At 72.1% G+C, this 13,967-nt stretch carries 14 protein-coding genes and 1 pseudogene; 7 read left to right on the top strand and 8 right to left on the bottom strand.

The features are described 5' to 3' along the window. Positions 1–7: 7 nt before the first annotated feature. The 3 genes from ACIA77_RS32850 to ACIA77_RS32840 form a co-directional block, all read right to left on the bottom strand. On the bottom strand, positions 8–646 hold the full coding sequence (locus ACIA77_RS32850; protein WP_395889916.1) for an HD domain-containing protein: 639 nt from the start codon (positions 644–646) through the stop codon (positions 8–10). 198 nt (positions 647–844) lie between these two features. After that, entirely contained in the window at positions 845–1,417 is a 573-nt protein-coding gene (locus ACIA77_RS32845; protein WP_395889915.1) for a hypothetical protein, read from the bottom strand. After that, on the bottom strand, positions 1,414–1,923 hold the full coding sequence (locus ACIA77_RS32840) for an RNA polymerase sigma factor (RefSeq protein WP_395889914.1): 510 nt from the start codon (positions 1,921–1,923) through the stop codon (positions 1,414–1,416). The genes ACIA77_RS32845 and ACIA77_RS32840 overlap by 4 nt, the downstream gene beginning before the upstream one ends. A gap of 195 nt (positions 1,924–2,118) precedes the next feature. Here ACIA77_RS32840 and ACIA77_RS32835 point away from each other — a divergent pair, with 195 nt between their 5' ends. Genes ACIA77_RS32835 through ACIA77_RS32810 form a run of 6 tightly spaced genes read left to right on the top strand, consistent with a single transcriptional unit; the run spans position 2,119 to position 8,294 of the window. Beyond that, complete coding sequence (locus tag ACIA77_RS32835) at positions 2,119–3,729, top strand: class I adenylate-forming enzyme family protein (RefSeq protein WP_395889913.1); 1,611 nt, start codon at positions 2,119–2,121, stop codon at positions 3,727–3,729. After that, complete coding sequence (locus tag ACIA77_RS32830) at positions 3,726–4,601, top strand: cyclase family protein (protein ID WP_395889912.1); 876 nt, start codon at positions 3,726–3,728, stop codon at positions 4,599–4,601. The genes ACIA77_RS32835 and ACIA77_RS32830 overlap by 4 nt, the downstream gene beginning before the upstream one ends. Continuing rightward, a complete protein-coding gene (locus tag ACIA77_RS32825) occupies positions 4,598–5,797 on the top strand; it encodes an acetyl-CoA hydrolase/transferase family protein (RefSeq protein WP_395889911.1) in 1,200 nt (399 codons plus the stop codon). The genes ACIA77_RS32830 and ACIA77_RS32825 overlap by 4 nt, the downstream gene beginning before the upstream one ends. Beyond that, the gene (locus ACIA77_RS32820; RefSeq protein ID WP_395889910.1) at positions 5,794–6,774 is read left to right on the top strand and encodes a phosphotransferase family protein; all 981 of its coding nucleotides are present in this window, start codon (positions 5,794–5,796) and stop codon (positions 6,772–6,774) included. The genes ACIA77_RS32825 and ACIA77_RS32820 overlap by 4 nt, the downstream gene beginning before the upstream one ends. 1 nt (position 6,775) lies before the next feature. Further along, complete coding sequence (locus ACIA77_RS32815) at positions 6,776–7,156, top strand: hypothetical protein (protein WP_395889909.1); 381 nt, start codon at positions 6,776–6,778, stop codon at positions 7,154–7,156. Between the two features lie 10 nt (positions 7,157–7,166). Next, the gene (locus ACIA77_RS32810) at positions 7,167–8,294 is read left to right on the top strand and encodes a hypothetical protein (protein WP_395889908.1); all 1,128 of its coding nucleotides are present in this window, start codon (positions 7,167–7,169) and stop codon (positions 8,292–8,294) included. 1 nt (position 8,295) lies between these two features. Here ACIA77_RS32810 and ACIA77_RS32805 read toward each other — a convergent pair whose 3' ends face one another. The 5 genes from ACIA77_RS32805 to ACIA77_RS32785 all read right to left on the bottom strand — a co-directional run bounded on the left by ACIA77_RS32805 (position 8,296) and on the right by ACIA77_RS32785 (position 13,052). Then, positions 8,296–9,090, bottom strand: coding sequence for an IclR family transcriptional regulator (locus ACIA77_RS32805; protein WP_395889907.1), 795 nt, complete (start codon positions 9,088–9,090; stop codon positions 8,296–8,298). Between the two features lie 66 nt (positions 9,091–9,156). Then, positions 9,157–9,684 carry a type II 3-dehydroquinate dehydratase gene (locus tag ACIA77_RS32800; protein ID WP_395889906.1) on the bottom strand — a complete coding sequence of 176 codons (528 nt, stop codon included), beginning with the start codon at positions 9,682–9,684 and terminating at the stop codon, positions 9,157–9,159. A gap of 1 nt (position 9,685) precedes the next feature. Continuing rightward, the gene (locus ACIA77_RS32795) at positions 9,686–10,666 is read right to left on the bottom strand and encodes a CaiB/BaiF CoA transferase family protein (protein ID WP_395889905.1); all 981 of its coding nucleotides are present in this window, start codon (positions 10,664–10,666) and stop codon (positions 9,686–9,688) included. Next, a complete protein-coding gene (locus ACIA77_RS32790) occupies positions 10,663–11,691 on the bottom strand; it encodes an alcohol dehydrogenase catalytic domain-containing protein (RefSeq protein WP_395890054.1) in 1,029 nt (342 codons plus the stop codon). Before ACIA77_RS32790 ends, ACIA77_RS32795 begins: the two co-directional genes overlap by 4 nt. Before the next feature lie 5 nt (positions 11,692–11,696). Continuing rightward, positions 11,697–13,052, bottom strand: coding sequence for an MFS transporter (locus tag ACIA77_RS32785; protein WP_395889904.1), 1,356 nt, complete (start codon positions 13,050–13,052; stop codon positions 11,697–11,699). A gap of 298 nt (positions 13,053–13,350) precedes the next feature. On the opposite strand from ACIA77_RS32785, the pseudogene ACIA77_RS32780 reads away from it, so the two are divergent. Beyond that, positions 13,351–13,856 (top strand): annotated as a pseudogene (locus tag ACIA77_RS32780) (transposase). Positions 13,857–13,967: the final 111 nt, after the last annotated feature.

Below are 13,967 nucleotides of genomic sequence, written 5' to 3'. Positions count from 1 at the left end.
GTTCCGGTCAGCTCGCCCAGGCGGCGCCGCGGACGCGGTCGATCATGGTGGCGCGCTGGAAACCGGGGACGAAGTGCTCCAGGACGTCGGAGTTCACGGTGCCGTAGGTGGTGTCCGGACGGTGCTTGAGCCCGTCGACGAACGCCTGCAGGAACTCGTTCTTGAAATCACCCCGTGGATGCGCCGCGAGGATCTCCTCCACCTGCCGCGGGTCCAGCGTGTCGAGCCCGAACCCGAGCACGTCGGTCAGCACCCCGAGGTGCGTCGTGGCCACCTCCGGCCCCATCCGGGCCGGGATCCCCGGCGTGGTGTGCAGCGCGATCGCCGTCCACACCGTCTCCGCGTCCGCCGCCGAAAACCCGTGCTCGAGCAGGAACTCCCGGCCGTGATCCGCCCCGTCGACCTCGAACCGCTGCTCCGCCTCGGAAAACGCCTTCGACAGGCCGGTGTCGTGGAACATCGCGGCCAGGTAGAGCAACTCGGCATCCGGCTGCACACCGAGCCGCTGCGCGTGCAGCTCACTGAACAGGAACACGCGACGCGAGTGGTGGTAGATGAGCGGGCTGGTCGTCTCCCGGACGAGCCGCGACGCTTCGGCGACCGCCGCCGTCTCCGGAATTTCCACACCCGCGATGAACTCTGACATGGCTTCTGCGCTTTCCTCTGCTGGCGACCGGACTTGCTGTCCGGCTCCCATGCTGCTCCGCAGCGCCGCTTCCGCACCGCCTTCATCCGGCCACGAACCACTCAAATCGCGACGCCGCTTCCGCCGCGGTGGGCCGGTACCCGCACGCGCCTCGGCGGTGCGTCCCCGGGCCGCGAAGCCACCACCGTGGCCCGTTTTCTAGATCTTCGCGACCGGCAGCCCCATCGCTGCGCACGTCGTCCCGTCCCCCGGGAACACCCCGACGGCACCGACCGCCGCGCGGTCGATGTCGACGACAGCGGGCGTCAGCACACACGCGACGAGCGGCGGAACGACCCGGGGCAGACCCGGCTGCTGCCACTGGTAGTAGTCCTCGGCCCAGGCGGTCTTGCAGATCTGCACGCCGGCGGCCGCGGCGTCACCGCGGCCGTCCCCGCCGGCGCCGCTGATGCCGAAGGCGACGTGCTGGTTGGGTTCGCTGCTGGTGATGTCCGCCGTTCGGTAGCAGTAGGCGATCTCGCGCTCGAACGGCGCCACGGTGGTGACCTGCCCGGGCGCGGTCGGGGTCACCACCTGCGGCGTGCCGCGGGTGAGCAGTGCCGTCGCGCCGAGCCCGACGAGGATCACGGCGACAGCAGTGCCGGCCAGAGCCAGCCTGGTGCGGCGCCGGACCACACGCGCGCCCTCCGCCTCGATCGCCTCGAAGTCCAGCGACACCGGCGGTTGATCGCTCCCCAGTGCCCGCTCGAGCAGTTCCCGTTCCGTCGTCATGGCAGCACCCTTTCCGCCGGATCGAGCGTGGCCGGGCCGGACGACAGCAATGTCCGCAACGTGGCCAGGGCGCGAGCGGACTGCGACTTCACCGTCCCCTCGCTGATCTTCAGCGTCGCCGCGGTCTCGGCGACCGAGAGGTCGCAGTAGAAGCGCCGGACCAGCACGGCGCGCTGCCGCGGTCCGAGCGTGGCGAGCGCGGCGCGGACGTCGGCACCGTCTTCCGGGGACGCCTCGCGGTGCGGCCGTTCGGGAGGTGTGGTCAGCACTTCGCCGCGGCGGTGCGGCCGGCGGGCGGCACCGATCACCAACCGCGCCATGACCTTGCGCGCGTACGCCTCGATGCCCGCCGGCTCCAGCCGGTGCCAGCGCTGGTACAGCCGCACCAGCGTCACCTGCACGATGTCCTCCGCCAGCGCCCAGTCCCCGCACATCAGGAACGACACCCGGCACCACAGCGGCGCACGGTCTCTCGCCACGTCGGTGAAGCTCTGCCGATCCGCCACGTCACCACCCCTCGTTCACGCCCCCATACGGCGCGAGGACCCGGCCAGGTTGCACGACCGCCCGAAGATCTTCCCCGGCGCGCGGTGACCGCCGGGTGCGCGGCGGCCGGGCTGACCTTGACGGTCCCGAACCGGGCCGAGTACGTTACAGATATTCGAAACTGTTTTCGAGAATACGAAAGCGGTGGTGTCGCGATGGCCGTCGTCCCCGAGGCGTGCGCTGTGCCGGACCTGCTGCGGGACAACGCGGCCGCGGTGCCGGGCCGGGAGGCGCTGGTGGTCGGCGGGACCCGGCTGACCTACGCGCAGCTTCAGAGCCGCGTCGAGGACGCCGCGGGGGCGCTGGCCGGGCTCGGTGTGGGCGACGGTGACGTCGTGGCGCTGCTGGCGCCGAACGTCGCGGAGTGGGTTCCGGTGGCGTTCGGGGCGCTGGCGCTCGGGGCGCGGGTGGACGCGTTCAACACGTGGGTCAAGGCGTACGACATCGACTACCTGGTGCGCAGCTCCGGGGCGTCGGTGCTCGTGCTCAGCGACCGGGTCCGCGGCAACGACCTGATCGGCGAACTGCGGACCCTCCTGCCCGAGTTGGACGACGAACACTGGCACAGCGAAGCGTTTCCGGCCCTGCGGCGCGTCGTCGTGCTCGGGGACGACGTGCCGGCCGGCGCGGTGGCGTGGGAGGACCTCGAAACCCGCGAGCCCCCGGCGCTCGACCTCGCCGGCCGCGCGACAGAACCGGCGTTCGTCCTCTACACGTCGGGCTCCACGAAGAACCCCAAGGCCGTCCCGCTGTGCCACCGCGACCTGATCCTCAACGGGTTCCACATCGGCGAGCGCATGGGCCTGACCGCCGAGGACCGCGTGTGGTTCGGCTCGCCGCTGTTCTGGAGCTTCGGCTGCGCGAACGCGCTGATGGCCACCATGACGCACCAGGCGACGTTCGTCCTGCAGGAACAGTTCGAACCGGTCGCTGCCGCCGAGCTGATGGCAGCCGAGCGGGTCACGGCGGCGTACCTGCTGCCCGCCATGGCCGACGCGCTGGCCACCGGCGCCGCCGAGCGCGTGCGCGGGATCGCGTCGCTGCGCACCGGGCTCACGATCGGCCGGCCCGACGAGGTCGAGCGCGCGATCACCGAGCTCGGGATTTCCCGGCTGTGCAACGTCTACGGCTCCACCGAGACCTACGGCAACTGCTGCGTCACCGACCACCGAATGCCGCTCACCACCCGGCTGACGACGCAGGGTGAGCCGCTCACCGGCGTGCGGGTCCGCGCCGCCGACCAGGAGACCGGCGCGGTGCTGCCCGCCGGCGAACCGGGTGAGCTGCAGGTGCGCGGCCGCCTGATGCCGGGGTACCTCAACGACGACGAGGCCAACGCCGGCGCGTTCACCGCCGACGGCTGGTTCCGCACCGGCGACCGCGGTGTCCTCAACCCGGACGGCACGGTGTCGTTCATCGGGCGCATCACGGACATGATCAAAACCTCCGGCATCAACGTCTCCCCCGCGGAGGTCGAAACCTTCCTGTCCGGACACCCGGACATCGCGGAATCGGTGGTGCTGGGCGCGCCGCACCCGAGCCGCGACGAGGTGGTGGTGGCGTTCGTCGTCGCGCGCGGCGAGCGGCTCGGCGCCGCGGACGTCGTCGCGCACTGCAAGAAGCACATCGCGGGCTACAAGGTGCCGTGGGCCGTGGCGATCGTGCCGGAGCTGCCGAAGACGGGCACCGGCAAGCTCGTGCGCCGCGCGCTGCGGGCCGAAGCGGAGAAACTGGTGCAGGACAAGCTGAAGGCGGACGTGGCGTGACGGGCAACTGGGGCCGGTGGGGAGCCGGCGACGAGACCGGCGCGCTGAACCTGGTCACCCCCGAGGTCACCCGCCGCGCCGCGGGGCTCGTGCGCTCGGGCCGCACGCTGAGCCTCGCCCAGCCGCTGGGGCCGGGCACCGGGTCTCCCCCGCACCGGCCGGGGCCGCAGCGGTTCATGAACCGCGACGCCGGCGACTACGCGCTCGGCGCCCGCTCCCCCGGCGGTTTCCGGTTCGCCGAGGACACCGTGCAGCTGCCCACGCACAGCGGCACCCACGTCGACGCACTGGCGCACGCCTGGTCCGGCGATGCGATCTACAATGGACACTCCCAGTCCTCGACGCGCACCACGCGCGGCGCCCAGCGCTGCGGCGCCGAGAAACTCGGACCCGTCGTAACGCGCGGGGTACTCGTGGACCTCGTCGCCGCGGCCGGTGGCCCGCTCGCCGCCAGCGCGCCCGTCGGCGTCGCCGAGCTGCGCCGCGGCATCGCGGAATCCGGCGTCGTCCCCGAACCCGGCGACGCGGTCCTGATCCGCACGGGCTGGCTGGAATCGCACGACGACGGTGCGGACTACTTCGCCGACGAGCCCGGGATCACCGAAGAAGCGGCGCGGTGGCTGGCCGGGCACGACGTCGCTCTCGTCGGCGCCGACAACTACGCCGTCGAGCAGCAGGTGGCGGCCAGCGGTTTCCCCGCGCACCTCGTGCTGCTGCACCAGCACGGCGTGCCGCTGCTGGAGAACGTCGCGCTGGCCGGACTCGGCGAAGCGCTCGCAGCCGAATCCCGCTCGACGTTCCTGTTCGTGTTCGCCCCGATCCCCCTCGTCGGCTCGACCGCCGCGCCAGTCACCCCGGTGGTCGTGCTGTGACCCTGACCGACGTGCTGAAACCCGGTGACCTGGTGGTGGTCGCGCAGGGCACCGGCGAACCCACTCCCCTGCTCGAACAGCTCGTGCGCGCCCAGGCGACGCTGCCCGACCTCGAAGTGTTCGTCGGCCTCAGCCACAGCGGCGCGCTCACCGAACCGGGCGCGGCCGGGCTGCCGCTGGTCTCGTTCGGCGCGATGGGACCGCTCGCCCGGCTCGCGGCGAACGGCACGGTGTCGGTGATCCCGTGCCACTTCCGCGACGTCCCGCGCGCGCTGCTCAGCCGCAACCCGGACCAGCTCGTGGTCGCCCTGCAGGTCTCGAGCGCCGACGATTCGGGCCACCACAGCCTCGGGCTGGCCGTCGACTACACCTACGAGCTGCTCGGCCGCGCCCGCGCCGTCGTCGCCGAGGTCAACGACCGCGTGCCGCATTCGACCGCGCCGCGCGTGCACTCCTCCCGGTTCACCGCGACCGTCCCCACATCGCGGCCCCTGCCGTCGGTCACGGCCGGCGCGACGGGCCCGGTGCACACCGCGATCGCGCGGTACGTCGCCACGCTCGTGCCCGACGGCGCGACCATCCAGCTCGGCATCGGCACGCTGCCCGCCGCCGTCGGTGCGGCCCTGGCGGCGAAACGCGACCTGGGTGTGCACTCGACGCTGGCCAGCACGTGGCTGCTCGACCTCGCCCGTGCCGGCGCGCTGCGTCCCGGCGCTGTCGTGATCAGCGAGGCCGCGGGTTCGCAGGAGCTCTACGACTGGGTGGTCGCCTCGGGTGTGCGGGTGCGGCCGGTGAGCGAGCTCGCCGAGCCCGGCGCCTTCGCCCGCATCGACCGCTTCGTCGCGATGAACTCGGCGCTCCAGGTGGACCTCACCGGTCAGGTCAACGCGGAAGAGCTCGGCTCCGGGTACGTCGGCGGCATCGGCGGCCAGCCGGACTACCTGCGCGCGGCCCAGCACTCGGCCGGCGGCTGCTCGATCGTGATGCTCCCGGCCACCACCCAGGGCGGCAAGTCGTCGCGCATCGTGCGCCGGCTCCACGCCGGGGCCGTGACGACCCCCCGGTCCCAAGTGGACGTCGTGGTGACCGAGCACGGCATCGCCGACCTGCGCGGCAGGAGCCTCGCCGAACGCGCCGAAGCACTGATCGCCGTGGCCGGCCCCGGCCACCGCCCCTCACTGCGGGAGACGCCGTGACGACCACAGTGGACACCCGGCTGCACGACTTCCTGGCCGACCGGCTCGGCGCACCGCCGAAGATCACCGGCCTGACGCGGGTCGGCGTCGGCCGCTCGCGCGAGAACTGGGTGTTCGACCTCGTGCACCCGGGCGGTGAACGCGAACCGCTGATCCTGCGGCGCGACCCGGACGGCGGTCTCGTCGACACCGACCGCGGCACCGAATTCGCCGTCCTGCGCGCCCTCGAACCGAGCGGCCTGCCGGCGCCGCGGGCGCGGTGGCTGGACTCGGACGGCACCTGGCTGGGCAAACCGTCGCTGATCATGCGCCGCGAACCCGGCGACTGCGACTACCGCGTGGTCAACGGCGACCGGCCCCTGGCCGAACGCGCGAACCTGGCCCGGCGGTTCTGCGAGCTGCTGGCCGAAGTGCACGCCGTCGACTGGCGCACGGGCGGGCTCGGCGGCGTCCTCGAGGACCCGGGCGAGCAGGCCGCGCGGCACGAGCTGACCCGGTGGGAAACCGTGCTGCGCGACGACCAGCTCGAAGCCCTCCCGGAGCTCGACCTCGCTCTCGGCTGGCTGCGGGCCCACGCGCCAGCGGCCCAGCGGACCGTGCTCGTGCACGCGGATTTCAAGCCCGGCAACATCCTGCTCGAAGGCGACCGCGTCAGCGCCCTGCTCGACTGGGAGCTCGCGCACCTCGGTGATCCACTGGAAGACCTCGGCTGGGTCACCCAGCCGCTGCGCGGCCGCGAGCACCTCATCGACGGGGTGTGGGAGCGCGCCGATCTCGTCCGCCACTACGAGGACGTGACCGGCACCGACGTCGACGAAACCGCGCTGGCGTGGTGGGCGGCGTTCGCCACGTTCAAAACCGCGGTGATGCAGGTCAGCGGACTGCGCGCGTTCCTCGACGGCCGCAGCGACGAACCGTACCGCCCCACCCGCAAGGTGCTGGGCACGCTGCTGGCCGCGCTCGAGGAGAGGAGCTGAGATGCGCCCGACCATCGAAGACCAGCTGAGCGGCGCGCGGCGCCTGCTCGACGACGTCGCCGCCGACGCCGGGCTGTCGCGGGATTCGCGGGAGAACCTGACGAACGTGCGCCGGCTGCTCACGCAGATCGGCCGGTCGTGGGCCGCGCTGCTGCCGTTCTACGTCGAGGACAACGCCACCCTGACGCGGTTGCTGACCCGGCACGGCGTGCCCGTCCCGGACGACGAGCCCACGGGCTTCGACGTCGCCGCGGCCGCCACGCGCAACGCCGAACTCAGAGCCCACCTCTCGCACGTCGTCACGAACGTGGCGCCGGGCACCGAAGCCCGGCGCGAGATCACCGAGTACCTGGTCCGTCGGATCGAAACCGACCCGAGCTGAGGAGGTGGCCGTGAGCGACCTGACCGTCGGCGACGAGCACTTCGCCGAGCAGTTCCCGTTGTCCCCGCTGGACGACTACCTGATCCACCAGACACCGGACCCGATCCGGGTCATGTGGACCGGCGACCCGCGCGCGTACGAGCGCTACTGGATGATCAGCCACGACGCGGCCGGCGAGGTCATGGTCGCGACCGGTGGCAGCTTCTACCCGAACCTGGATCGCGCCGAGGCTTACGCGATCGTGAACGTCCGCGGCCGGCACACGAGCGTGCGCAGCTTCCGGGCGCTCGGTGCCGACCGCGCGGACCTGCGCGTGGGCCCGATCGCGCCCGAGATCGTGCGCGGACTGCGGGAGTGGCGGTACGTGCTCGAACCGAACGACTGGGGCGTCAGCTACGACCTGACGTTCCGCGACACCACGCGGCAGGTGTTCCGGGAACCGCTGTCCGACTCCGCCCACGGCACCCCGCCCGGCCGGCGCACCGACGTGACCACCGGGTTCGAGGGCTTCGGCACGGTCAAGGGCTGGGTCGAGGCCGACGGCACCCGCGTGGAACTCGGTCCCGGCTCGGCGGGCACGCGGGACCGGCACTGGGGCACGGGCCGCGGTGTCGGCGGGCCGGCGATGTCGCTGGGCGGGCGGTTGCACGTCGGCGTCTCGGGCAACGCGTTCGTGCCGTTCGAAAACTGGACGCTCTGGGGCGATCGCGTGTACTACCCGTTCGGCGACAGCCGCCCGGGCGCGACGCGGGTGGCCAAGCCGGCGCGGCGATTGCGGTTCGAAGCCGGCACCGACATCTTCACCGAAGGCGTCGTCGAGTACCGGCTCGGCACCGGCGAGGTGAAGGAGCTGCACTACGAACACCTCGGGCACCAGACCGCGTACCTGCGCTGCGGCATGTACGGCGGCACGCCGGAGAGCGGGATCCACCAGGGTTCCTACGACGGACCGGAGCTGACCGAGGGCGAGACCTACGACCTGGCCGACCCCGCGACGCGGATCGGGCTGCGGGGGCTCGACGAGCACCTGTGCCGCGTCACGTGCGACGGAGAGAGCGTGCTCGGGGTCTACCAGACGATCGACCCCGTGGCGTACCAGCGGTGCAAGGAAGGCAGGCCGGGCTGGGACTTCCTGTAGCTCAGCCCGAGACGCGGCGGCCGCGGCGGGCCAGGTCCGCGCCGCCGCGGCCCAGGTCCGCCTCGATCGCCGCGGCGGCCCCGAAAGCCTTGTCCAGCAGCAGTTTCTCGTGCGCGTCGTCGATCTGGGCCAGCGGCACCGAGATGTGGATCGCCGCGGTGATCTCGCCGTACGCGTCGCGGACCGGGAACGCGTAGCCGACGACACCGGGGATGGCTTCCTCGCGGCTCACCGAGTAGCCGGCCTGCCGGATGGCGTCCAGCTCGCGGTCGAGGTCGGCTTCGGTGATCAGCGTGTGCTCGGTCAGCCGCGGCCGCGGTTCGCTGATCAGCCGCCGGTGCAGCGGCTTGTGGAACGCGGCGAACAATTTGCCCACGGCCGTCGCGTGCAGGTACAGCGACTGGCCGAGGCGGATGTCGACGGCGATCGGCCGCGTGCCGGGGAACCGGTCGATGTAGGACACCCGCGTGCCCAGGCGCACGGCGAGGTACACGTCCTCCCCCGTGGCGCGGGTCAGCTCCTGCAGGGCGCGGCGGGCGACGTCGCGCACCTCCAGCCCGTCGACGATGCGGATGCCGAGCCGCACCGCGCGCGAGCCGAGGGAGTAGCGCAGGTCGTCCGACACCGCGACGACGTCCGTCGCCGCCATCCGCTGCAGCAGGTTGTGCGCGCTGCTGGCCGGCATGCCGAGACGTTTGACGATCTCGGTGAGCGTCATCCCCTCCGGGTGCCCGACGAGGAGTTCGAGCGTGTCGAACACCCGGGAGAACCGTTCCGCCCCTGCGTCGGCTGCCACGCACCCCTGCCTTTCGTCGCTGGTCGATCCCCTCGAAAAAGCGTAGCCGATCGCCGCCGGTGAGGATCAGTGCCGACGCGCGCCGCCCGCGAGGAAGTCGGCGTCGTCGAGGGCGAGGGTCAGCGCGAGCAGGGCGCCGAGGTAGCTGTACTGGCGCAGCCCCATGACCAGGCCGGTCGCGGTGTAGGTGAAACGCGACTGCTGGACGAGGTGGGGTGGTGTCACGCCGGCGAAGTGGCGGGCGGTGTTGGCGAAGTGGCATTCGACGACCGGTTTGCCGGTGTCGTCGAGCGCGTGGCGGGTCGCCTCGCCGTAGGTGGTGAGGCCGGCGGGGTTGATGACATACCCGTCGACCTCGCGGGCCGTGCGGTGGATGAAGTCGAGGATCTCGCCCTCGTGGTTGGACGCGAACGGCGTGACGGCGACGCCGAGCTCGTCCGCCATGTCCGCGACCAGCCGCTGCAGGTCGGCCAGCGACTTGATCGGCCCGTAGATCGTTTCCGACCGGTGACCGAGGTTGGGCATGTTCGGCCCGTCGATCACGCCGAGGCCCCACCGGTTGGCTTCGGGGGCGCGGAACCGGGTGAGGGACACGTCAGGGCTCCTTCCGGACGATCAGCTCCAGCGGCAACGGGGTGTGGCGCGCGGCGGGACCGCCGTCACGGCCGCGGGCAAGCAGCTGAGCGACGGTGTCCGGATCGCCCGTGGCGTCGGCGGGGCCGAGCGGGAGGTCGTGCTCGTGCGCCAGGGCGACGAGCTCCGCCACGGTCCGGTTCGCGAACGCGGTCTCCAGGCGGGCCCGGATCGCTCGGGCGTGGTGACGCCGATCCGCGTACGTGGCCAGCTCGGGATCATCGCGCCAGTCGGGCCAGCCCACGGCAGCGCACAGGCGCTGCCACATGTGGTCTTCCAGCAGCGCGAGCACGACCGAACCGTCCTGCGCCCGGACGATGCCGTAGGTCGCTTCGGGTTCGGTGACGGCGAGCGGTTTGACCGAGTTCCACGCCGTCGCGACGTCCAGCATGGACAGATCGAGGAAGGCGCCGCCTCCGGCGTGCCAGGCGGCCGTGATCGCGAGCGCGGCCGTGGTGGCCGTGCCCAGGTCCACCCACGGCACGCCGATGCGGTCGGATTCGCCGGTGTCGCGCAGGATCCCGGCCATCGCCTGCAACGACAGGTCGTGGGTCGGGTGGCCGGCGAGCGGGCCGGTCTGGCCCACGCCGCTGATGGAGCAGTAGACGACGCCGGGCCGCACTGCCCGCACGGCTTTCTCGTCGCAGCCGAGCCGGGTCGTGACTCCGGGCCGGAAGCCTTCGACGAACACGTCGGCCGTGGCCGCCAGGTCGAGCAACCGGGCTCGGTCCTCTTCGGACTTGAGGTCGAGGACCACGCTGCGCTTGCCGGCGTTGACCCGCTCGAACATCGGCGGGTCGAAGCGGCGGGCCGGGTCGCCGCCGGGTGGTTCGACCTTCACCACGTCGGCGCCCAGGGACGCGAGCAGGAAGGTCGCGTACGGACCAGGCAGCTGCTGGCTCAGGTCGAGCACGGCCATGCCGCGCAGTGGCGCGCCGCTCACGGCCGGACCACCGCCCGTCCGATGAGGACACCGGATTCGGCGGCCGCGTGCGCGGCGGCGATGTCTTCGAGCGGGAACTCGCGCGGCGGCACCGGCGTGACCCGCCCGGACGCGGCGAGTTCGACGACTTCGAGGAGTTCCTCCCGGTTCGCGTGGGCCGAGCCCGACACGTCGAGTTCTTTGAGGATCATCAGGCCCAGCTGCAGTTCGACGGCCTTCGGGTCGGTGTTGCCGACGATGGCCAGCCGACCGCGCGGAGCGAGGGACCGCACCGACAGCACGAACGTCGGAGCGCCCGTCGTCTCGATGGCGGCGTCCACCCCGCGCGGCCGGCCGAGCTCCGCGGCCGCGGCGCGCACCCCTGGCGCGCCCGCCGAAACCGGCACGACGGCGTCGGCACCGGATTCCCGCAGCGCCTCGGCTTTCGCCGCACTGCCCGTCACGGCGATCACCCGCTGGCCGAGGGCAGCGGCGATCCGTACCGTGTGGACACCGACGCCACCGCCGGCCCCGGTCACGAGCACGACGTCGCCTTCCCCGACGCGGGCGCGGCGCAGCGCGTGCAAGCCCGTGCCGAGGGCGCAGGAGAGGATCGCGCCTTCGGCGTCGCCGACGGAATCCGGCAGGGCGACGGTGTTGAGCGGGCCGGCGAGCACGTATTCGGCGTAGCCACCCGGGAGGTCCTCGCCGTAGAACCCCGGCCCGGTGCGGCACGTGTTCGTGTGCCCGGCCCGGCACTCGGCGCACGAGCCGCACGGGAACCGCTGGACCAGCGCGACGCGCCGGCCGAGCCACGCCGGATCGCCCTGCGGGCCGAGGGCTTCGACGCGGCCGGCGATTTCGTGCCCGAGCACCTGCCCGGGTTTCGCCGCCAGGGATCCCTTGCGCGCCAGCAGGTCGTGGCCGCAGATGCCGCAGGCGGACACCCGCACGAGGAACTGGTCACCGGTCGGCTCGGGCACCGGGCGTTCGCCCGGCACGAGCTTTTCGGGCCCGCCGGGCGCGGCGAGCACCGCGGCACGCATGAGGGTCACGGCACCACCGCTTCGGAGACGCCCGGCTCGCCGATCCTCGGCGCCGGGCCGGACTTCGTCGCGTCGACGTCGAGGCTCAGGTCGCGCCCGCCCGTCTCCGGCAGCCACCGCAGCAGGATCAGCCCGCAGATCAACGCGACGCCGACGAGCAGGATGCCCGGCGCGTAGTCCAGACCGGTCGACACCACGAGCGCCGCGGCGACGAGCGGCGCGAACCCGGACGGCGCGCCGACCCCGAGGTTGAACCCGAGCGCACCGCTGGTGAGCCGGGTGGAGGCCGGGAACATCTCGATGAGCACGAGGGAGGTGTTCGCGTTGATCGGCGCCTGGAAGATCGCGAACACGATCAGCGCGAGGATCACCACCACCGGCGAACCGTGGGCCAGGGCGACGAACACCGGGATGCCGAACACGACGTGGCCCAGGCAGCCGAACAACAGGGTCCGCCGCCGGCCGAACCGGTCGGACAGGCGGCCCGCGACCGGGCACAGCACGCAGTAGATCGCGAGGCCGATCGAGGTCAGGATCGTGGCGCGAGTGCTGCCGACATGGGCGGTCGCGATCAGGTAGTTCACGACGTAGGTGCCGAGGAAATACAGCCCGACGCCGCAGATCCAGGAGAACGCGAACGTCACCGAGATCGCCTTGGCCTGGTCGCGGCGCAGCGCGTCCTTCAGCCGCGCGCGGGGCGCGTCGCTCTGCGCGAGCTGCTCGAAGATCGGCGTGTCCTCGAGCCGCTGGCGCACGTACAGCCCGACGGCCGCGAGCGGCGCGGCGACGAAGAACGGCACGCGCCAGCCCCAGCTGTCGAGGGCGGCCGCGCTGAGCGTGAGCTGGAAGACCAGCGACAGCAGGGCACCGAAGATGAGCCCGAGCGCGGCGGCCATCGACGGGAAGCTGCCCGGGATGCCGCGCCGGTCCGACGGCGCGGTCTCGATCAGGTAAGCCGAGCTCGCACCCCACTCGCCCCCGACGGCCAGCCCCTGCAGGCAGCGCAGGAACACCAGCAGGACCGGCGCCGCGAGCCCGATCGACGCGTACCCCGGCAGCACGCCGATCAGCGTCGTGGCCACGCCCATCACCGCCACGCTCGCCGACAGCGACACCTTCCGCCCCGCGCGGTCCCCGATCAGCCCGAACAGCACCCCGCCCAGCGGCCGCACCGCGAACGCCACCCCGAACACCGCCAGGGACTTCAGCAGCCCGACCGCCCCGGACCCGCCGGGGAAGAACTCGTGCCCGATCGCCACGGCGAGAAACCCGTACACGCCGAAGTCGAAGTACTCCAGGAAGTTCCCGATGATGCACGCGGCGGCCACCCGCCGCCTGCCCGCAGCCGTGGTGGTTCTCATCGCAGTCGCCATCGACCCCGAGTCCCTTCGATTCGAAATACCGAAAGAGTTTTCTGTAACTCGAATGGGGTGACGGTACTTCGCGAGGGGCCGCGCCACAAGGGCCGGACTTGCCGCACCCGCCGCCGGGCGTCACGGGGAGCCGCCACCGCGCGACGGCGGGGCGGTGAGCAAGAAGGCGCAGGACGCGGCAAACCGAACGGCGCGGCTGGGGCGCGTCCTGTTAGTGGTTGAGTTGTGGGTCCGGTAGTTGTGCCCGGTGGTTGGTCGGGGGTGAGCTGGCGGACAAGCGTGGGCGGTGATCGAGCCATTGCTGCAGCAGCGGCGCGGCGACCGGCGATAGCGGGATCACCGCCAGGTGATCAACGCGATCCTGTGGAAACTGCGTACCGGCGCCCCGTGGCGTGACCTGCCCGAACGCTATGGACCCTGGCAAACTGCGCATGATCGGCTGCGGTTGTGGACCAAGGACGGCACCGGGCACCGGATCCTCGACACGGTGATCGTCAAAGACGACGCCGTCGGCGACCTCGAGTGGATCGTCTCGGTGAGGCGATGCGGCACCGGCGGATCACCTTCGTCAGCCCGCAGCGCAATGACCAGACCGCCCGCCGCGCGGCGCAAGACTCCCGCGGCAGGCTACCACCGGCCTTCGACGCCCAGGTCTACAAGCAGCGCAACGTGGTCGAACGCTGCTTCAACCGGCTCACACAGTTCCGTGACCTCGCCACCCGCAACGCCCAACGCGCCGCCTACTACCGAGCCGAACTCACCATCGCCGCCATCATCCTCTGGCTCCGATGACTTGCAGGACACCTCCTAGTACTGCAACAACACTTCGTTAGGTAGTCACCGGCGTGTCGGTTAGGCTCTGGTTCGACGGTCGTGTAGTTGATCTTGTGTGCTGGAGATGGT

The organism is Amycolatopsis sp. NPDC051903 (assembly GCF_044452505.1).
Classification (GTDB): domain Bacteria; phylum Actinomycetota; class Actinomycetes; order Mycobacteriales; family Pseudonocardiaceae; genus Amycolatopsis.
The sequence above is the reverse complement of the archived record's forward strand: the minus strand, read 5'-3'. Positions and strand labels throughout refer to the sequence as shown.